General features: G+C 72.5%; 17 protein-coding genes. 6 read left to right on the top strand and 11 right to left on the bottom strand.

Annotated elements, in window-relative coordinates; all coding sequences use genetic code 11:
• Positions 1–42: 42 nt before the first annotated feature.
• Genes ACFVXJ_RS23130 through ACFVXJ_RS23085 form a run of 10 tightly spaced genes read right to left on the bottom strand, consistent with a single transcriptional unit; the run spans position 43 to position 8968 of the window.
• Positions 43–729 carry a response regulator gene (locus tag ACFVXJ_RS23130; protein WP_389664247.1) on the bottom strand — a complete coding sequence of 229 codons (687 nt, stop codon included), beginning with the start codon at positions 727–729 and terminating at the stop codon, positions 43–45.
• Complete coding sequence (locus ACFVXJ_RS23125) at positions 729–1994, bottom strand: sensor histidine kinase (protein WP_389664245.1); 1266 nt, start codon at positions 1992–1994, stop codon at positions 729–731. Before ACFVXJ_RS23125 ends, ACFVXJ_RS23130 begins: the two co-directional genes overlap by 1 nt.
• Before the next feature lie 3 nt (positions 1995–1997).
• Positions 1998–2888, bottom strand: coding sequence for a DUF5936 domain-containing protein (locus ACFVXJ_RS23120; RefSeq protein ID WP_389664390.1), 891 nt, complete (start codon positions 2886–2888; stop codon positions 1998–2000).
• Positions 2889–2901: 13 nt separating this feature from the next.
• A complete protein-coding gene (locus tag ACFVXJ_RS23115) occupies positions 2902–3840 on the bottom strand; it encodes a type II secretion system F family protein (protein WP_389664243.1) in 939 nt (312 codons plus the stop codon).
• A complete protein-coding gene (locus tag ACFVXJ_RS23110) occupies positions 3837–5264 on the bottom strand; it encodes an ATPase, T2SS/T4P/T4SS family (RefSeq protein ID WP_389664241.1) in 1428 nt (475 codons plus the stop codon). The genes ACFVXJ_RS23115 and ACFVXJ_RS23110 overlap by 4 nt, the downstream gene beginning before the upstream one ends.
• A 2-nt stretch (positions 5265–5266) precedes the next feature.
• The gene (locus tag ACFVXJ_RS23105) at positions 5267–5638 is read right to left on the bottom strand and encodes a TadE/TadG family type IV pilus assembly protein (RefSeq protein WP_389664239.1); all 372 of its coding nucleotides are present in this window, start codon (positions 5636–5638) and stop codon (positions 5267–5269) included.
• 1 nt (position 5639) lies between these two features.
• Complete coding sequence (locus ACFVXJ_RS23100; RefSeq protein WP_389664238.1) at positions 5640–6023, bottom strand: TadE/TadG family type IV pilus assembly protein; 384 nt, start codon at positions 6021–6023, stop codon at positions 5640–5642.
• A gap of 4 nt (positions 6024–6027) precedes the next feature.
• The gene (locus tag ACFVXJ_RS23095; RefSeq protein WP_389664236.1) at positions 6028–7302 is read right to left on the bottom strand and encodes a CpaE family protein; all 1275 of its coding nucleotides are present in this window, start codon (positions 7300–7302) and stop codon (positions 6028–6030) included.
• A 7-nt stretch (positions 7303–7309) separates the two neighbouring features.
• On the bottom strand, positions 7310–8011 hold the full coding sequence (gene cpaB / locus ACFVXJ_RS23090; RefSeq protein ID WP_389664235.1) for a Flp pilus assembly protein CpaB: 702 nt from the start codon (positions 8009–8011) through the stop codon (positions 7310–7312).
• Between the two features lie 39 nt (positions 8012–8050).
• Positions 8051–8968, bottom strand: a complete 918-nt coding sequence (locus ACFVXJ_RS23085; protein ID WP_389664234.1) for a hypothetical protein — start codon at positions 8966–8968, stop codon at positions 8051–8053.
• A 355-nt stretch (positions 8969–9323) separates the two neighbouring features.
• On the opposite strand from ACFVXJ_RS23085, the gene ACFVXJ_RS23080 reads away from it, so the two are divergent.
• Positions 9324–11018, top strand: a complete 1695-nt coding sequence (locus ACFVXJ_RS23080; RefSeq protein ID WP_389664233.1) for a chitinase — start codon at positions 9324–9326, stop codon at positions 11016–11018.
• A 132-nt stretch (positions 11019–11150) separates the two neighbouring features.
• Positions 11151–12488 (top strand): M14 family metallopeptidase, encoded by a 1338-nt coding sequence (locus tag ACFVXJ_RS23075; protein ID WP_389664231.1) that lies wholly within the window; start codon positions 11151–11153, stop codon positions 12486–12488.
• Positions 12489–12558: 70 nt separating this feature from the next.
• Here ACFVXJ_RS23075 and ACFVXJ_RS23070 read toward each other — a convergent pair whose 3' ends face one another.
• Positions 12559–12969: a RidA family protein gene (locus ACFVXJ_RS23070; RefSeq protein ID WP_389664229.1), complete on the bottom strand. Its 411-nt coding sequence runs from the start codon at positions 12967–12969 to the stop codon at positions 12559–12561.
• Positions 12970–13492: 523 nt separating this feature from the next.
• Here ACFVXJ_RS23070 and ACFVXJ_RS23065 point away from each other — a divergent pair.
• The 4 genes from ACFVXJ_RS23065 (at position 13493) to ACFVXJ_RS23050 (ending at position 17855) form a co-directional block, all read left to right on the top strand.
• Positions 13493–14773: an amino acid deaminase gene (locus ACFVXJ_RS23065; RefSeq protein WP_389664227.1), complete on the top strand. Its 1281-nt coding sequence runs from the start codon at positions 13493–13495 to the stop codon at positions 14771–14773.
• Positions 14774–14940: 167 nt separating this feature from the next.
• The gene (locus ACFVXJ_RS23060) at positions 14941–16509 is read left to right on the top strand and encodes an amidohydrolase family protein (protein WP_389664225.1); all 1569 of its coding nucleotides are present in this window, start codon (positions 14941–14943) and stop codon (positions 16507–16509) included.
• A 48-nt stretch (positions 16510–16557) separates the two neighbouring features.
• On the top strand, positions 16558–17568 hold the full coding sequence (locus tag ACFVXJ_RS23055) for a YdcF family protein (RefSeq protein ID WP_389664223.1): 1011 nt from the start codon (positions 16558–16560) through the stop codon (positions 17566–17568).
• A 92-nt stretch (positions 17569–17660) separates the two neighbouring features.
• The gene (locus tag ACFVXJ_RS23050) at positions 17661–17855 is read left to right on the top strand and encodes a hypothetical protein (protein WP_190183185.1); all 195 of its coding nucleotides are present in this window, start codon (positions 17661–17663) and stop codon (positions 17853–17855) included.
• Positions 17856–17934: the final 79 nt, after the last annotated feature.

The raw sequence follows: 17934 nt of genomic DNA, 5'->3' as shown, positions 1-17934 counted from the left end.
AAGGGTCCCGGGGCCCAAATACGGACCCACTGCGCAGTACGTCTACCCATGGCCGGTCACCCCTGGACGGGCCGTGCCCAGCCAGCGGGCTATCGCTTCGCTGCGGGTGGTGGTCTGGAGCTTCGCGAAGATGCGGTTGATGTGGTTCTTGACCGTCTTCTCACTGATGAAGCAGGCCGCCGCGATCTGCTGGTTGTTCATCCCGGACGCGATCAGATCCATGACCTCCTCCTCCCGCGAACTCAGGCCGTAGGCAACATGGTTGACGAGTCGCTGGGAAGACTGTGCCACAACCGGTTGCGTTTGCGAAGAGGCGCGGAGTTCCGCGAGGAGGGCGTCGGCCGCCGTCGGGGTGAAGTGGGCGCGGCCCGCGTGGGTGTCGTGGATGGCGCGGATCAGGTCGTCCGGGGTGAACTCGCCGTGGACGAGGTAGCCGCCCGCGCCCAGCAGCAGGGCCTCCCGGACGACCTCCGACTCCGTGCTGTACGTCAGCATCAGGACCGGGGCGAGGCGGACGAGGTGCGGAAGGGCGGAGATGCCGTCCACGCCCGGCATGCGGACGTCGAGCAGGACGACATCGGGCCGGTGGAGGCGGGTCAGGTTCAACGCCTCGCGGCCGTCCGCCGCCTGGGCGGTGACATCGAGGTCTTCGGCGGTCGCCAGCAGGGCGGCCAGGCCCGCCCGGACGACAGGGTTGTCGTCGGCGATCAGGATCCGCAGTGCGGGCATCACGGGCTCCCGAGGGGGAGTTCGAGGCGGACCCGGGTGCCGGGGCCGGACGGGCGCGGGCCGATACCGAACCCGGCGCCGATCGCCGCCGCGCGCTCCCGCATGCCGAGCAGGCCGAAGTGGCCCGATGCCGCGAGGGCCGTCACGTCGGGGCCGTCCGGCGGCAGGCCGCAACCGTTGTCCTCCACCGTGACCACCAACTGGGGCCCGGAGACGGCGGCCTCGACCTCGACCGACGACGCCGACGCGTGCCGACGGGCGTTCTCCAAGGCTTCCGACACCACCGCCAGGAGGTGTGTCGCGACCGCCGAGGGGAGTAGGGGCAGCGCCCCCGACGCACGGACCCGCACGCCCGCGCCCGCCAGGGCCCGCAGCTCCGCCGACAGCGAGACGCCCGGGGTGTCCAGGTCCCGGCGGAGGTCCGTCAGCAGGGCCCGCGACTCGGTCGCCGCCCGGCGCGCCGCCTCCGCCACCGCCCGCGCCTGGCGGCGGGTCGCCTCCGGGTCGTCGGCGGTGCGGGCGAGGGCGTCGGCGGACAGGGCCAGGCCGTGCAGGGTCTTCGACACGGAGTCGTGCATCTCGCGGGCCAGGCGGTCCCGTTCGGCCCGTACCGCCTCGGCCACCGCCAGCCGCGCCCGGGTCTCGGTCAGGGCCTGGCCCGCCGCCCCGAAGCGGAAGAGGAGGCCGCGCAGGGAAGCCCCGGCGGCGCCCGCGAGCAGGCACAGGGCCGCCAGGGTCGTACCGCCCGACGCCGCGACCACCGGGCCCGACGCCGCCACCACCAGGGCCGCCTGGAGGGCCGCGTAGACCGCCGAGCCGCGCCACCCGTAGACCAGCCCGGCCAGCAGCGGGGTGCAGAGCGCGACCGGGCCCAGCGGCGACGCGGGGGTGGCGGTGATCAGGAGCAGGGCGCTGAACGCCATGTCGACCGCGAGCAACCAGCGGTGACGCAGCAGCAGCGGGCCGAACCGCTCCCAGTCGCGGAAGGCGACGTACGACAGCATGAAGGTGAGCAGGACCGCCCCGCCGACCAGGTAGACGGGGGCGCCGGGGGCGGTCCGGCCGAGCGCGAGGGGCGCGCCGAGGGCGGTCATCACCATCCGGAAGGCGAAGACCTGCCGGCACAGCGCCTGGAGGGCGTTCACCCGGAGTGTGAGGGACGGCAACACCTCCGAGGACGGCAGCACCCCCGAGCGGACCGGCTCGCGGGGCGCGGTCGCGTCGTGGCGGCCGGTGCGCGCGGCGAACGGCAGGGTGACGGCCATGGCTCACCCGCTCCCGAACAAGGCGCCGAAGTCGATGTTCGCCCCGTAAACGAAACCGCAGACGAGCAGGATCAAGGTGCCGGGCAGCATGAACATGGTGACCGTGAAGGTGGCCTTCGGGATCGCCCGAGCGGCCCGGCGGCGGGCGTTCTGCGCGTCCGTGCGGCGCATGTCCTCCGCGATGGCGATCAGTGTCTCCACGATCGGGGAACCCAGTTCCTCGCCCTGCTGGAGCGCGGTGACGAACTGCGCCACCTGCTCGGAGTCGTTGCGCCGGCGCAGTTCGTCGAACGCCTGGCGGCGGCTGACGCCCATGTCCATCTGCTGGAGGGTGATGCGGACCTCGTCCGACCAGGGGCCCTCGTACTTGTCCGCGACCCGCTCCAACGCCTGCCGGAAACCGAGCCCGGCGCTGACGACGACGGCCAGTACGTCGAGGAAGTCCGGCAGCGTCCGCTCGATGTGGTCCCGGCGCACCCGGATCGCCGACCACAGGCCGACCTCGATCCAGAACAGGCCGAAGGCGACCATGAGCAGGGCGGCCACCAGCTGCCCGTTGATCAGCATCGCGAAGGCGCCCAGCGCGCCGAGGAACCCGTACACCGCGCGCCGGGCGGCGTACCGGTCGATGGTCAGGCCGGCCGGGTTGCCGGCCATGTCGATCTGGCGGCGCTTGCGGGCCACCCGGTCCTGGCCCATCGCGCGCAGCACCAAGGGGGCCCAGCGGATGCCGAGGCGGTCGACGAGGGAGCCCACGGCGGTGGTGCGGGTGGCCCCGATCTCCAGGGCGAGGACGAGGTCACCGGGCAGTTTGACGTCGGCGCGGTAGAGGCGGATTCCGTACAGGGCGCCGAAGACCGACAGCCCGAGGGCCGCGGCGAGCAGGAGTGTGATCACGCGGCCCTCCTCACACTTCGATCTTCGACAGCCGGCGGATGAGGATGAACCCCAGGGTGAAGAGGCCGAGCGCGATGATGACGGCCGTCTGCCCGATGAAGGCACCGGTCATGCGGTCCAGGGCGCCCGGCATCATCATGTCCACGAGCAGCAGCGAGCCCAGCCCGATGGCGGGCACCAGGTACGCCGTCACGGTCACCTGCGAGAGCTGCGTACGGATCTCCCTGCGCGTCTCCTTCCGCTGTTCCAGCGTCACCGTGAGGTTGCGCAGGCTGCCCACCAGCGCGCCGCCCGCACGGGCGGACAGGACCAGCGTGGAGACGAGGACGACGAGTTCCCGCGAGGGCAGGCGTTCGGTCAGTTCGCCCAGGGACTCCTCGATGGAGTGGCCGACGGCGAGGCGGTCGGCGACGCGGCCGAGTTCCTCGCCCGCCGGGGCCTCCAGTTCCTCCGCCGCCATGCCGATGGCGGTGCGCAGTGCCAGGCCGGCCTGGGTGGCGTTGGCCAGGATGCGGGCCAGTTCGGGGAGTTGGTTGATGAACCGCTCCGTGCGGCGGGTGCGCTGCCAGTTGAGGAAGGCGTTGCCGGCCCACAGCCCGATCAGGCCCGCGACCGGGCCGAAGAACGGGGCCAGGAGGGCGGCCGAGACGAGCCAGACCCCGGCGACCGACATCAGCATGTAGACGAGGAACTCGCCCGGGGTGAGGTCCAGGCCGGTCGTGGCCAGCTTCACCTCGATCCGGCGGCCCGGTCGGGTGCGGCGCAGCCGGCGGTCGACCCCGCGGAAGCGGCGCCGGCGGCCCAGGGGCTCGGGGGCGCCGCTCGCGGAGAGGCGTTCGATGAGGGCGGCGCGCTGGGCGCGGCCGGCGGCGTAGGCGTGTACGCCGAGGACCACGAGCAGGCAGGCGAGCAGCGTGGCGCCGAGGGTGAGGAGGATCAGTGGGTTCACAGGGCGTTCCGAGTGGTCCAAGGGGTCCCGGGGGCGCCGGGGGAACCGGTCGTCCAAGGGGCTCCGGGGGCGCCGGGCAGCCCGGGGCCGGTGGTGGTCCGGGCGGCGAGTTGGTCGTCGGACAGGGCGACCCCGAATGCCTGCGGGATGGGCTGGTTGTGCATGTAGAGGCGGTCCGCGACCGTGCGCGGCAGCGGGTAGTACGCGAAGTGGCCGTGTACCCGGCCGTCGGCGCCCATCGGCCGGGCCACGAACCGGCAGACGGTGATGATCCGGAAGGGTTCGCGGCCGTGCGAGTCGAGGAGGGAGATCTCGGTGATGCGGCGCGAGCCGTCGCCGAAGCGGGTGAGCTGGACGACGACGTCCACCGCGCTGTTGATCTGGTCCTGGAGCGCCTCGAACGGGATCTCCACCTCCGACATGGATGCCAGGGTCTGCAGGCGCGTCAGGGCGTCCTCGGAGCTGTTGGCGTGGACGGTGGCGAGGGAGCCGTCGTGGCCGGTGGACATCGCCTGGAGCATGTCGAGGGTCTCGCCGCCGCGCACCTCGCCGACGATGATGCGGTCGGGGCGCATGCGCAGCGAGTTGCGTACGAGGTCGCGGATGGTGATCCGGCCGCTGCCCTCGACGTTCGCGGGGCGCGATTCGAGGCGGATGACGTGGGCCTGCTGGAGCTGGAGTTCGGCCGAGTCCTCGATGGTGATGATCCGCTCGCCCTCGGGGATCAGGCCGGAGAGGGCGTTGAGGAGGGTGGTCTTGCCGGTGCCGGTGGCTCCGGAGACGATCACGTTCATCTTCGCCTGCACCAGGCCGGACAGCAGGAGCAGCATCTGCTCGTCCAGGGAACCGAGACCGATCATCTCGTGCAGGGTGAACGCCCGGGGGAAACGGCGGATGGTGAGCGTGGCGCCCGTGAGGGAGAGCGGCGGGATGATGACGTTGACGCGCTCACCGCTGGGCAGTCGGGCGTCCACCATCGGGTTGGCCTCGTCGACCCGGCGGTTGACGGTGGAGACGATGCGCTCGATGGTCTGCATGAGCTGCTCGTGCGAGGCGAAGCGCAGCGGCAGTTGTTCGACGCGACCGGCGCGCTCGACGAAGATCTGGTCGGGGCCGTTGACCATGATCTCGGAGATCGACGGGTCTTCGAGGAGCGGTTCGAGGACGCCGAGGCCGAGCGCTTCGTCGACGACGCGGCGGATGAGCTGGGCGCGTTCGACGGTGGAGAGGACGGGGCCCTCGCGGCTGATGATGTGGCCGAGTACGCGTTCCAGGCGGGCCCGGCGCTCGGCGGGCGCGAGCGCCGACATCTCGGCGAGGTCGATCTCCTCCAGCAGCTTCGCGCGGTAGGCGGAGACCAGCCGGCCGTCCTCGCGCGGGTTGTGGCGGTCGTCGGGGGTGTTGACCCGGGAACGCAGGCTCATCGTCAGGGTCCCTTCGGGTCGTCGTTGGGCATGACGGCGGTGGCGGTGGCGGGGTCGAGTCCGAGGCCCGGGATGATGGACGTGACATCGATGCTGGCGGTCGCGGTGACGGCGTCGGCGGTCTTGCTGACCATCACCCTCGCGCCCAGCGAGGACTTCACCGCGGCGACGCCCGCCGCCTGCCCCGCCCCCGGTTTGCGGGCCTCCACCCGGGCCGCCGTGCGCGCGGCGGTCTCCGCCTGCTGGTGGACGTACCCGACCCAGCCGAGCTGGATGCCGCACAGCGCGACGAAGAGCAGGATGGGGATGAAACCGATGTACTCCAGGGCCACTTGACCCCGGTCCTGTGCCGCACCGCGCCGGGTCCCTGTCATCTCACTCCCCCTCCCTCTCCTGCTCCTGTGACGAGCCGCCTTCGCCCGTGATGGGCACGCCGATGTCGAGCCCGGGCACCAGCACGGGGACGTTGAGCCTGACGGTGGCCTTATAGATGTCCCCCGCGTTGCCGCAGTCCACCGTCATGGTCCAGGCGTCCCCGATGTGCCGGCGCGCCGCCGTCGCGCACGCGTCGTCACCGTGCACGGCCCCGACGCGCGCCGCCTCGTCCGCCGCGTTGCCCGCCAGGGAGAACGCGTACCCGATCAGGACGCACTCCCACACCGCCGCGACGAGCAGCAGGATCAGCGGCACCATGCCGACGAACTCGACGGCCACCTGACCGCGGTCCCCCGGGGCGCCGCCCCGGCTCCGCGCGGGCACGCCCTCACCCCTCCCGGCCCCGGCGCAGCCGGGCCAGTGGCCCGGCCGTCGCCCGTACGGCCAGTTCGGCGGAGGGGGCTTCGGCGGCGGTGGCGGTGGCGGTGGTCGGGGCGGTCAGCAGGCCGAGTTCCCCGGCCAGCTTCCACAGGGCCTGCTTGACGGTGGAGCGGTTGTCGAGGTCCTGGACCCGGCCCGCGTCGATCACGGCCTGGAGCTCCTTGAAGGCGGCCGGGACGGTGGTGCGGGCGCCCCTGGTCCTGGTGATCTTCTCGATCAGGGCGGGCTGGATCTCGGTGTGCCGGCTCCAGCGGTTGACGACCATCACGGTGTCCTCGGCCTTGCGTACTTGGAGCCGCTCCCACATCCGGACCAACCGCTTCGCCGCCCGCACCGCGACGACGTCGGGGGTGGTGACCAGGACCGCCACCTCGGCCAGTTCCACGGCCGCCGCGTTGGCCCCGGTGACCTGGGTCCCGCAGTCGATGACGATCAGCTCGTAGTGGGCGCGCAGGGCGGCGATGACGTGCCGGGCCGCGCGTTCGTCGACCTCCTCGCCCCGTTCGCCCTCGGCCGGGGCCAGCAGCAGCGCCGGCCCGGTGCCGTCGTCGTACACGGCGTCCTGGAGGACGCGGGGGGAGATGTCCTGGATCCCGGCGAGGTCGGCGATGGAGCGGCGGAACCGCACGTCGAGGTACGAGCCCACGTCCCCGGCCTGGAGGTCCAGGTCCACCAGGGCCGTACGGCGCCCCGAGGCGGCCGCGGCCAGGGCGAACTGCACCGCCGTGAAGGTGGTTCCGACGCCGCCCTTGGCCCCGGACACGGTGACCACCCGGCCGCCGGGTCCGGTGGGTGTCTCCGGGCCCCGGCCCAGGTGGCGGCGTACGCCCGCGGACCACTGGGCGGCGGCCTGGACGCGGGCGGCGAGTTCCTCGTAGGAGAGCGGGAGGCCGATCAGGCCGCGTGCGCCGCAGTCCATGGCGGCGGAGAACAGGGCGGGGCCGGCGTCGGAGGACAGCAGGACCACGCCCACCGCGGGGAAGCGCAGGGCGACCTCGCGGACGAGTTCCAGGGCGGGCAGCGGGCCGATCCGCTCGTGGACGAGGACGACTTCGGGCAGTGCGTCGACGGACTCTGCGGCGAGCCGCGCCAGGGTGTCGAGCAGGGCGGTCGAGTCGGGGAGCGGCCCGGCCGGTTCGGCGGCCGGGAGCCGGCCCAGCAGGGTGGCGATGAGGCGGGCGGCGTCCGGGTCGCCGGCCGCGGGGAGGATTCGGGTGCTCATCCGGGCCTCACTTGTCCCCGTCGAGGGTGTACGTGCGGTCGCCCGGGGCGGGGACCGACTCGGTGCCGGGGGCCACCAGGGCGAGCCGTACGTGCTCCGCGAACGACTCGGCGTACGCGACGCGCTGGGTGTCCTTGGTGTTCAGGGCGAAGGTGATCGGGACCGCCTCGGCGGGGCCCTTCTTGTCGCTGTCCTTGTCGAGGGGGGTGAGCTTGCCGACGTTCAGGACGCGGGCGTTGGCGACGATGATCACCGACCGGGACGGATCGGTGTCCTTGGCGCCCTTGAAGGTGGCGATGATGTTGACCTTGGCGCCGGAGGTGATCTTGCCGGCCACCCCGGTCGCGGCGTCGATCATGATCGCGATCTCCTGCTCGCCCGGCTGGAGCTGGGGTTTGTCGACGAACATGTCCTCCTGGAGGAGGGAGCCCTTCTTGAGCGTGGTGAGGGCGATCTTTCCCTTGAGCGCGCCGAGGTCGGTCACCGCGGTCTCAGAGAGCCACCGCTTGGGGACCTTGACCTCCTCGAACTGACCGGCTGCGAGGGGGCTGTACGGGGCGATGTCCCCCTTCACTCGGTAGGCGACGACCTCGGACCCGACCTTGGAGTTGACGTCACCGATCACCACGAGGACGCCGGCGAACGCCGCGAGCGCGCACAGGACCGACAGGAGCAGCAGGATGACGCCGCGGCGCTGGCGTGAGTTCATGGCCGTACTACCTCGCCGTTCTTCGTTCGTTCGGGCCGGTCAGGGTCGGGGTCCGGTCGGTGCGGCGCTGTGTCCGCCGGCGGGTGGCGGCGCCGGTGGGGGCGCCGTCAGCGGGGCCGCGCAGAAGCCGCAGCGGTCGCCGATGAGTTCCATGCCGCACCAGCGGCACTCCTCGCGGCGGACCGAGGCGACGAGCTGGTAGAGCACGGACGGGTCCGGGATGGCCGCGGCGAACTCGACGAGTTTGGGGGTGCCCCACCAGGCGGCCGAGTCGGCGGGCAGCGGGTTCTCCATGACGCCCGCGACCTGCCAGGCGGGTGCCAGCTCGGTCGCCACCCAGTCGGAGGCGAGCCGGCCGCGGGCGAAGGTGAGGTGGGTGACGAAGCCCGGGCCGGGCGGCAGCGCGGAGCCGCCGCCCGCGTGCGCGCCGGAGGAGGCCGCGGGCGTCAGCCGGGAAAGGTGGGGTGTGGGGTGCGCGAGTACGGCGAACTGGGCGCCCGGTGACCAGGAGCGGGCGTGCGCCTTGAGGCCGACCGGGACCCGGTCCAGTCTGGCGACGCTGCCCAGCAGGGCGCCCGCGTGGATGTAATGGGACAGCAGCCGGGCCGCCGAGGCGACGACCCCGGGGCTGAACTCGCAGACGCTGATCTGGCGCAGCTGACGCACCAGCAGGGCGGCGCCCAGTGGCGGCAGGTCGACCTCGACGAGGGCGATCCGGTCGGTTTCCAGGATGGCGCGTACGGTGTGCAGCCGGCGGACGGCGGCGGCCGACAGCCAGGTCGGCACGACGACCACGAGGTGGCCGTGCGCCTCCAGCAGGGCGGTGGTCTCGGCGAGGGCGCCGTCGAGGTCGAGCTGCCCGGGCGGGCGCAGGACGGCGGCGCCGGGGGTGTGGCGGTCCGGGGCCGGCAGCACCAGATCGGCGGTGGTGACAGCAATGGCGGTCGGCACGCGCATCCCCCCGTTCACCCCGTACACCGCGGTCTTCACCCGCCCGTCGCGCGGACTTCACCTCCGCGTACGAACGGCGCGACCGCTCACGACCAGCGCACTTCCCCCCTGCCTCAGCACCATATCCGCGTCGTCCCCGGTGGGGCAGGGCCTTGCTGATTCCCGTGCCGGCAGCACATGTCACAGGTGGCCGGAAACCCGGACAACAAGGACCGCACCGCATGCTGAACCGGGTTGATTTCAGGCCACATTGCCAAGAGTCTTGACACCGGGATTGGTCTGGACCAACTTGGCTCCCGGGGGTCCCCCACACGCCCCTGTCACCCCCTTCACATCCCCTCCTCCCCCCACCGGAGCCTTCGTGAACCGCATACGCTCCCTCGCCCTGCCCCTCGCCGCCACGCTCGCCGCCGGCGCCCTGACGGCCCTCACCGCCGGTCCGGCACAAGCCGCCGACGTCAACGTCGCCCGTAACGGAGGCTTCGAGTCCGGCCTGGCCGACTGGAGTTGCACCGGCGGCAGCGGCGTCGCCGTCTCCTCCCCCGTCTTCGCCGGCTCCGGCGCCCTCAAGGCCACCCCGGCCGGCCAGGACAGCGCCCAGTGCTCGCAGACCGTCACGGTCAAGCCGAATTCCACGTACACGCTCAGCGCGCAGGTGCAGGGCTCGTACGTGTACCTCGGCGCGACCGGCACCGGCACCCAGGACGTGTCCACCTGGACCCCCGGCTCCGGCGGCGGCTGGCAGAAGCTCTCCACCACCTTCTCCACCGGCCCGAACACCACCCGGGTCACCGTCTGGACGCACGGCTGGTACGGCCGGCCGGCCTATCTCGTGGACGAGTTCAGCGTCTTCGGACCGGACGGGGGCGGCGGCACCGACCCCGGTCCGAGCGTCCCCGGGGCGCCCTCGGGGGCCGCCGTTTCCGGTCAGAGCGCAAGCGCCCTCACCCTTTCGTGGAACGCGGTCGGCGGGGCGAGCGGCTATTACGTGTATCAGGACGGCGTGCGGGTCCGTACCGTCTCCGCCTCCCCGGTCCAGCTCACCGGGCTCGCCGCCGGCACCTCGTACGCGCTCCAGGTGAGCGCGTACAACGCGGCCGGCGAGGGCCCGAAGTCGGCGGCGGTGACCGGCACCACCACGGGCGGGGGCAACCCGACCCCGAACCCGTCGGTGCCCAAGCACGCCCTCACCGGCTACTGGCAGAACTTCGACAACGGCGCGACCGTCCAGAAGATCTCGGACGTCTCCGCGCAGTACGACATCATCGCCGTCTCCTTCGCCGACGCGACCACCACGCCCGGCGCCATCTCCTTCACCCTCGACTCGGCCGGTCTCGGCGGATACACGCCGGCGCAGTTCAAGGCGGACATCGCGGCGAAGAAGGCGGCCGGGAAGTCGGTCGTCCTCTCGATCGGCGGCGAGAAGGGCACCATCTCGGTCAACGACTCCACCTCGGCGAACAACCTGGCGAACTCGGCGTACGCGCTGATGCAGGAGTACGGGTTCAGCGGGATCGACATCGACCTGGAGAACGGCCTCAACCCGACGTACATGACGCAGGCGCTGCGCTCGCTGTCCGCGAAGGCGGGGTCCTCGTTCGTCCTGACCATGGCGCCGCAGACGATCGACATGCAGTCGACGGCCGGCGGCTATTTCAAGACGGCCCTGAACGTCAAGGACATCCTGACCGTCGTCAACACGCAGTTCTACAACAGCGGCTCGATGAACGGCTGTGACGGCAAGGTCTACTCCCAGGGGACGGTGGACTTCCTGACCGCCCTCGCCTGCGTCCAGTTGGAGGGCGGGCTGGAGCCCTCGCAGGTGGGCCTGGGCGTCCCGGCGTCGCCCAGCGGCGCGGGCAGCGGCTACGTCTCGCCGGCCGTCGTGAACAACGCCCTGGACTGCCTGGCGCGGGGCACGAACTGCGGGTCCTTCAAGCCGTCGAAGACCTACCCGGGGCTGCGCGGCGCGATGACCTGGTCGACCAACTGGGACGCCAAGGCGGGTAGCGCTTGGTCCGACACGGTGGGTCCGAAGGTCCACTCGCTCCCGTAGGCGGTACGTGTGGGGGTGTCCGACCGACCCGACCGAGTTTTGGCCGGTTTCGGTTTCTTGACCCGGACATGCCATGAGAGCACGCTGTGCGCGTCCGCACGGCTACCCCCACACTCCCACCCAGGAGAACGCATGCGGCTCCACAACCGTCGGAGGGCCGCCGTCACGGCGGCCCTGCTGACCCTGGCCCTCGGCGCCCCCGCCTACGGGATGAGCGCGACGGCCGCCCCACCACCCACCCCCTCGACCGCCACCCAGGACGAGTCCATCGCCCAGTACGAGGTCAAGGGCCCGGCCACCGCCGCCGAACGCACCGCCCTGCTGCGCACCGGCGTGTCGATCGACGAGGTGGACGCCCGCTCCGTCGTCGTCAGCGCCGACCCCGCCCAGGCCAGGGACCTGCGCAGGCTCGGCTACCAGATCACCCCGCTGCCCGGGCCGCCCGACCGCTCGCTGGGCAACGTGGCCACCGGGACGAGCGACTTCCCGTCCGCCGACTCGAACTACCACAACTACGCCGAGGCGATGAGCGAGATCAACCAGCGGATCGCCCAGTACCCGGCGATCATGAGCAAGCAGGTCATCGGGAAGTCGTACCAGGGCCGGGACATCATCGCGATCAAGATCAGCGACAACGTCGGGACCGACGAGGCCGAGCCCGAGGTGCTCTTCACCCACCACCAGCACGCCCGTGAGCACCTGACCGTGGAAATGGCCCTGTACCTGCTCAAGGAGTTCGGCTCCAAGTACGGCTCCGACGCCCGGGTCACCGACATGGTCAACAGCCGTGAGATCTGGATCGTGCCGGACCTCAACCCCGACGGCGGCGAGTACGACATCGCCTCCGGCTCCTACCGCTCGTGGCGCAAGAACCGGCAGCCCAACTCCGGCTCCTCCGCCGTGGGCACCGACCTGAACCGGAACTGGAACTACAAATGGGGCTGCTGCGGCGGCTCCAGCGGCAGCAAGGGCTCCGAGACCTACCGCGGCTCCGCCGGCGAGTCGGCGCCCGAGGTGAAGGTCGTCGCCGACTTCGTCCGCAGTCGTGTGGTGGGCGGCAAGCAGCAGATCAAGGCCGCCATCGACTTCCACACCTACAGCGAACTCGTCATGTGGCCGTTCGGGTGGACGTACAACGACACGGCGCCCGGGATGACCGCCGACGACCTCGCCGCCTACAAGAAGATCGGCACCGGTATGGCGGCGAGCAACGGCTACACGGCGGAACAGTCGAGCGACCTGTACATCACGGACGGGACGATCGACGACTGGCTGTGGGGCGACCAGAAGATCTTCGCCTACACCTTCGAGATGTACCCGAGCGACACCGGCGGAGGCGGCGGCTTCTATCCGCCCGACGAGGTGATCGACCGCGAGACGGCGCGCAACCGGGACGCCGTGCTCCAACTGCTGGAGAACGCGGACTGCATGTACCGGTCGATCGGCAAGGCCGCGCAGTACTGCGGCTAGCCGACGACCGGCCGGACGAGCCGGGGGCGCCCCACCGCCAGGGGGGCGCCCCCACACGCCGTCGCGGGTGCTATCCGAGGACGGCCAGCGCGTCGATCTCGACGAGCAGGCCCGCGGGCAGGCCCACGTAGACGGTGGTGCGGGCGGCCGGGGCCTCCTTGATGCCCTGCTCCTCGAAGTAGGCGTTGTAGATCTCGTTCATCTCGGCGAAGTGGTCGGTGTCGGTGAGGTACACGCGGATCATCACCGCGTCGTCCCAGGTGGCGCCGCCCGCCTCCAGCACGGCGCGGACGTTCTCCAGCGTCCGCAGCGTCTGCTCGCGCAGCGACGGACCGGCGAGGGTGGCCGGCTGGCCCACCACGTACGGCAGGTAGCCGACCTGGCCCGCGACCTGGAGGATGTTCCCCTTGCGCACACCGTGCGAGAACCTCGCGGGCGGGGCGTTGTGGGTCTCGGGCGTGACGGCGATCTTCTCGGTCATGGGGCGCCTTCCGGTAAGTGATCGTCTCGGTGTGCGTCGTCGGAAGCGGATGCTCCCGGCCGATGGTCTCGGCGGTACGGCGAGAGTCCGCCCCGGCGTGCGCCGGTTCGGCTCCGCCGGGTGCGGGCGGACGGTCTCACGGACGCCTCGCGGTCGACTCGCGAACGAGGTGCCCGACGGCCTCGACGGCCTCGATGTCCTCGGCGGCGGGGGCGAACAGGGCCGTTCCGGGCCGGTGGCGGCCCTCCGGCCGACAGTGGCAGAAGCCGTGGGCGCGGGGGGTGCGCGGCAGGCGGGGGCGGTGCTCCGGTGCACGCCGAGCGCGTCCGCCACCGCGCCGAGCCCGGGGTCTCGGCCACTCACGCCCCGCCCCTGCGCGCCGCCCGAGATCCCGGTGCCCCCTCCCGCCGCCCGGGGCCCCGGGAACCGACCGCCGTTGACCCGTCGTCGTCGGGGATGTTAGACAGCACCGGGCACCACCTGCAATGGACGTCGCGCACAGCGCGACGCGAGAGGATTCCGCATGGGCAGCGACGCAGTCCGCCGGCTCGCCGACGAACCGGTGGACCACCGCTTCAAGGGCCTCCCGCCGGACGCCGAAGCCTCCGCCCTGACCGTCGGCATGCTGGCTGCCGAGCGCCGCGACCTGTTCACGGGCGGCTTCACCACCCCGGTCCTCACCCTCGACGCGGACGCCCTCGCCCACAACCTGGCCGCCCTGGAGACGTACGCCCGGCGCCACGGGCTGTCCTTCGCCCCGCACGGCAAGACCTGCATGGCCCCGCAGTTGTTCCGGCGCCAACTGGACCACGGCGCCTGGGGCATCACCGCCGCCGTACCCCACCAGGCCCGCGTCTACCGCGCCTTCGGCATCCGGCGGATCTTCCTCGCCAACGAGCTCGTCGACGCCGCCGCCCTGCACTGGGTGGCCGGTGAACTCGCCGCCGACCCCGAGTTCCGCTTCGTCTGCTACGTCGACTCCGTGCGCGGCGTCCGGCTCATGGACCGCGCCCTCGCGGGCCGGGGCGCCACCGTCGACGTCGTCGTCGAACTCGGCGCCGGGGAAGGGGCCCGCACGGGCGCCCGTACCGAGGACGACTGCCGCGCCGTCGCCGACGCCGTCGCGCAGAGCGACACGCTGCGCCTGGTCGGCGTCGCCGGGTACGAGGCCGAGGTGCCCGGGGCGGACCCGGACTCCGTGCACGCCTACCTGCGCCGGCTCACCGGCCTCGCCGTCGAGTTCGACAAGGCGGGCCGGTTCGCCCGGGACGTGGCGGAGATCGTCGTCAGCGCGGGCGGCTCCTCCTGGTTCGACGCCGTCGCCGACGTGTTCGCGCAGCTGCCGGAGTTGTCGCGGCCGACGCTGCGGCTGCTGCGCTCGGGCGCGTACGTCTCCCACGACCACGGCTGGTACACCCGCCTGACCCCCTTCAACCGCCTCCCCGAAGAAGGGGACCTGCGCCCCGCGTTCCGCCTGTGGACGCAGGTCGTCTCGCGCCCCTCCCCCACCCAGGCGTTCGTCAACGCCGGCAAGCGCGACATCGCGTACGACCTCGGGCTGCCCGAGGTCGAACTGGTACGGGACCCGCTCGACGGCGCCGAGCGGCCCGCCACCGGCGTCCGGGTGGTCAAACTGTCCGACCAGCACGCCTGGCTGGAGACCGATTCGGCCGACGACCTCCAGGTGGGCGACTGGGTGGCGCTCGGCATGTCCCACCCCTGCACGATCTTCGAGAAGTGGCCGTTGATCCCGGTGGTGGACGCGGACGGCACGGTCGGCGACTACGTCCGCACCTTCTTCTAGTGCTGTGGCCGGGAAGGTTTGCCGGGTCGCGGTGGTCGGTGCGGTACATCGCAAGGCGGAGGGCCCCGGCTCGTACCGGACGTACTTCCGTGGTCCGACAACGCAGGGAGGTGCCGTGCCGGGCGCCGCGACCCGGTGGACCTTCCCGGCCACAGCACTAGCCGCCGGTGGACCTGGTGGTCCGGGGGGCCCGCGTCGTGGACGGCACGGGCGGCCCCTCGTACACCGCGGACGTGGCCGTCCACGAGGGTCGGATCGAGGCGATCGGCCGGATCCGGGCGGGCGGCCGGCGCACCCTGGACGCGCACGGCCTGGTGCTCGCCCCCGGCTTCGTGGACATGCACGCCCACAGCGACCTGGCCCTGCTGCGCGACCCGGACCACAGCGCGAAGGTCGCCCAGGGCGTGACCCTGGAGGTCCTCGGCCAGGACGGCCTCTCCTACGCGCCCGTCGACGACCGCACCCTCGCCGGCGTCCGGGCGGCGATCGCGGGCTGGAACGGCCCCGGCGACGACATCGACTTCGACTGGCGCACGGTCGGCGAGTACCTCGACCGGCTCGACTCCACCGGCATCGCCGCGAACGCCGCCTACCTCGTCCCGCAGGGCACCGTCCGCGCCTACGCGGTCGGCTGGGACGACCGCCCGGCCGGCCCCGCCGAACTGGACCGGATGCGCGCCCTCGTCGCGGACGGCCTCGCCGAGGGCGCCGTCGGCATGTCCTCCGGGCTCACCTACACCCCCGGCATGTACGCCGACGACGCCGAACTGACCGCGCTGTGCCGGGTGGTGGCCCGGTACGGCGGCTATTACTGCCCGCACCACCGCTCGTACGGGCGCCACGCCCTGACCGCCTACGCCGAGATGATCGCCCTCGCCCGAGAGGCGGGCTGCGCCCTGCACCTCGCGCACGCCACCATGAACTTCCCCGAGAACCGGGGCCGGGCCGGGGAACTCCTCGCCCTCCTCGACCGGGCGCGGGCGGCCGGCGTCGACCTCACCCTCGACAGCTACCCGTACACCCCCGGCTGCACCACCCTCGTCGCCCTGCTGCCGAGCTGGGCGGGCGCGGGCGGCCCGGCGGCGGTGCTCGCCCGACTGCGGGACGACTCCGAGGCCGAACGGATCCGGTACGCACTGGAGGTCGACGGCTCCGACGGCTGCCACGGGGTGCCGGTGGACTGGTCGACGGTCGAGGTGTCCGGCGTCGGGGACCCCGCCTTCGGCCGGTACGTCGGCGCCCGGCTGCGCGGCTGGGACGAGGCGCGGCGGCTGCTGCTCGGCGACCGGCTGCGGCCCACGATCATCCAGCACGTGGGTCATGAGGAGAACGTCCGGGCGATCATGCGCCACCCCGCGCACACCGGCGGCTCCGACGGCATCCTCCGGGGCGCGAAGCCGCACCCGAGGGCGTACGGCACGTTCCCGCACTACCTCGGCCGGTACGTGCGCGAGCTGGGCGTGCTGTCCCTGGAGGAGTGCGTGGCGCACCTCGCCGGCCGCCCGGCGGCCCGACTGCGCCTGCCCGACCGGGGGCTGGTCCGCCCCGGCCACCACGCCGACCTGGTGCTCTTCGACGCGGACACGGTGGCCGCCGGATCGACGTACGAGAACCCGCGGGCGCTGCCGACCGGTGTCCCCCACGTCTTGATCGACGGCCGTTTCGTGATGCGCGACGGCCGCAGGACGGACGTGCTGGCCGGGCGCGCGATCCGCAGGACCCCGAAGGACGCGTAGCGCCGGCGGCCCGGAGGCCGTTCCCGCGCGGCCCCTACGATGACCACCATGATCGCTTTTGCCCCGGCCGCGGCGTTGTTCGTCTTCTTCTGCCTGAGCGTGCGGGAGGACCGCCGGCGTTTTCGCAACGCGGTCCTGCTGGGGCTCACGTTCGTCAGCCTGGCGCTGGGACTGCTGGCGCGGATCACGCGACTGCCGTCGGGCCTCGCCGTGGTCCTGGTCGTCGCCGTGTTCCTCCTGCCGGCGCTCGGGGTGGTGGCGCTCGCCTGCTTCCTGGTGGCCAACGGGGTGACGATGGTGCGCAAGGAGGGCCGCGGCCTCGGCAACCTGCTGTCGCTGCTGGCCGGCCTCGCGATCTTCGGGGTACTCGGGCTGACCCTCGTCACCGTGCTGAGCGGCTCGGGCAAGCTGGCCGGGATGACCGCGATGGTGGTCCTGATCGCCGCGTACGTCGCGTTCCTCTTCCTCTGCTTCCTCGCGTACGCCTATCTGTACGGGCGGATCAGGGTGCGCGGCGACGTCGACTACGTGGTCATGCTCGGCTCCGGCCTGGTCGGCGGCGACCGGGTGCCGCCGCTGCTGGCCTCCCGGCTGCGCAAGGGCAAGCAGATCTACGACGCCCAGCGCGCCCGGGGCGGTCCGGCGCCGGTGCTGCTGCCCTCGGGCGGCAAGGGCTCGGACGAGAAGGTCGCCGAGGCGCGGGCCATGGCGGACTGGCTGATCGCCGAGGGCGTGCCCGCCGAGCACATCCGACCGGAGGACCGCTCGCGCACGACGGAGGAGAACCTCTCCCTGAGCGCGGCGATCATGACCGAGGGCACGCCGGGGTACCGGTGCGTGGTGGTGACCAACAACTTCCACGCGTTCCGCGCCGCGATGATGGCCCGCAAGGCCGGGGTCAACGGGCAGGTGCTGGGTTCGCCGACGGCCGCGTACTTCTGGCCGAGCGCGACGATCCGCGAGTTCGCGGCGGTGTTCATGGAGCACAAGGGCGTCAATCTGGCCGTCTGCGGGTCGCTGTTCGCGCTGGGTGTGGTGCTGACGCTGGTGGTGCGCTGAGGGCGGCAGCGGCCCTGCGGCGGCCGACGTGCGTTCATGAGGCGGGCGCCGGAGGATGAGGGGAAACGGGGACACCCCCGAGGAGGTACGCGATGGAACGTGAATCGGACCAGCAGCCCCAGCACGCGGACCGCCCGTCCAAGCTGTGGACCGGCGGCGAGCGGCCTTACGACCCCGAGGACCTCGTCATGGCGACGGGCGCCGACCCGACTCCGGAGCGGGTCGAGAAGGCCCGGAAGATGATCGAGCGGGAGGGTCCGTCGGTCATCGAACGCTACCTGCCGTAAGCGGGGGCGGGTCCGCTCAGCAGGCAGGGGGCGGTTCGTCCGACGCCGCGCCCGGTCCGCGCCCACCGGCCGGACCGGG

It is taken from the genome of Streptomyces sp. NPDC058279, assembly GCF_042881255.1.
In the GTDB taxonomy this organism is placed as follows: domain Bacteria; phylum Actinomycetota; class Actinomycetes; order Streptomycetales; family Streptomycetaceae; genus Streptomyces.
This window is presented reverse-complemented; position numbering and strand designations above follow the sequence as displayed.

Excerpts from the sequence above, each read along its gene's own strand:
- ACFVXJ_RS23130 (WP_389664247.1), bottom strand. The coding sequence starts at position 729 with ATGCCCGCACTGCGGATCCTGATCGCCGACGACAACCCTGTCGTCCGG.
- ACFVXJ_RS23125 (WP_389664245.1), bottom strand. The coding sequence starts at position 1,994 with ATGGCCGTCACCCTGCCGTTCGCCGCGCGCACCGGCCGCCACGACGCG.
- ACFVXJ_RS23110 (WP_389664241.1), bottom strand. The coding sequence starts at position 5,264 with ATGAGCCTGCGTTCCCGGGTCAACACCCCCGACGACCGCCACAACCCG.
- ACFVXJ_RS23105 (WP_389664239.1), bottom strand. The coding sequence starts at position 5,638 with ATGACAGGGACCCGGCGCGGTGCGGCACAGGACCGGGGTCAAGTGGCC.
- ACFVXJ_RS23095 (WP_389664236.1), bottom strand. The coding sequence starts at position 7,302 with ATGAGCACCCGAATCCTCCCCGCGGCCGGCGACCCGGACGCCGCCCGC.
- cpaB (WP_389664235.1), bottom strand. The coding sequence starts at position 8,011 with ATGAACTCACGCCAGCGCCGCGGCGTCATCCTGCTGCTCCTGTCGGTC.
- ACFVXJ_RS23085 (WP_389664234.1), bottom strand. The coding sequence starts at position 8,968 with ATGCGCGTGCCGACCGCCATTGCTGTCACCACCGCCGATCTGGTGCTG.
- ACFVXJ_RS23075 (WP_389664231.1), top strand. The coding sequence starts at position 11,151 with ATGCGGCTCCACAACCGTCGGAGGGCCGCCGTCACGGCGGCCCTGCTG.
- ACFVXJ_RS23070 (WP_389664229.1), bottom strand. The coding sequence starts at position 12,969 with ATGACCGAGAAGATCGCCGTCACGCCCGAGACCCACAACGCCCCGCCC.
- ACFVXJ_RS23065 (WP_389664227.1), top strand. The coding sequence starts at position 13,493 with ATGGGCAGCGACGCAGTCCGCCGGCTCGCCGACGAACCGGTGGACCAC.
- ACFVXJ_RS23055 (WP_389664223.1), top strand. The coding sequence starts at position 16,558 with ATGATCGCTTTTGCCCCGGCCGCGGCGTTGTTCGTCTTCTTCTGCCTG.
- ACFVXJ_RS23050 (WP_190183185.1), top strand. The coding sequence starts at position 17,661 with ATGGAACGTGAATCGGACCAGCAGCCCCAGCACGCGGACCGCCCGTCC.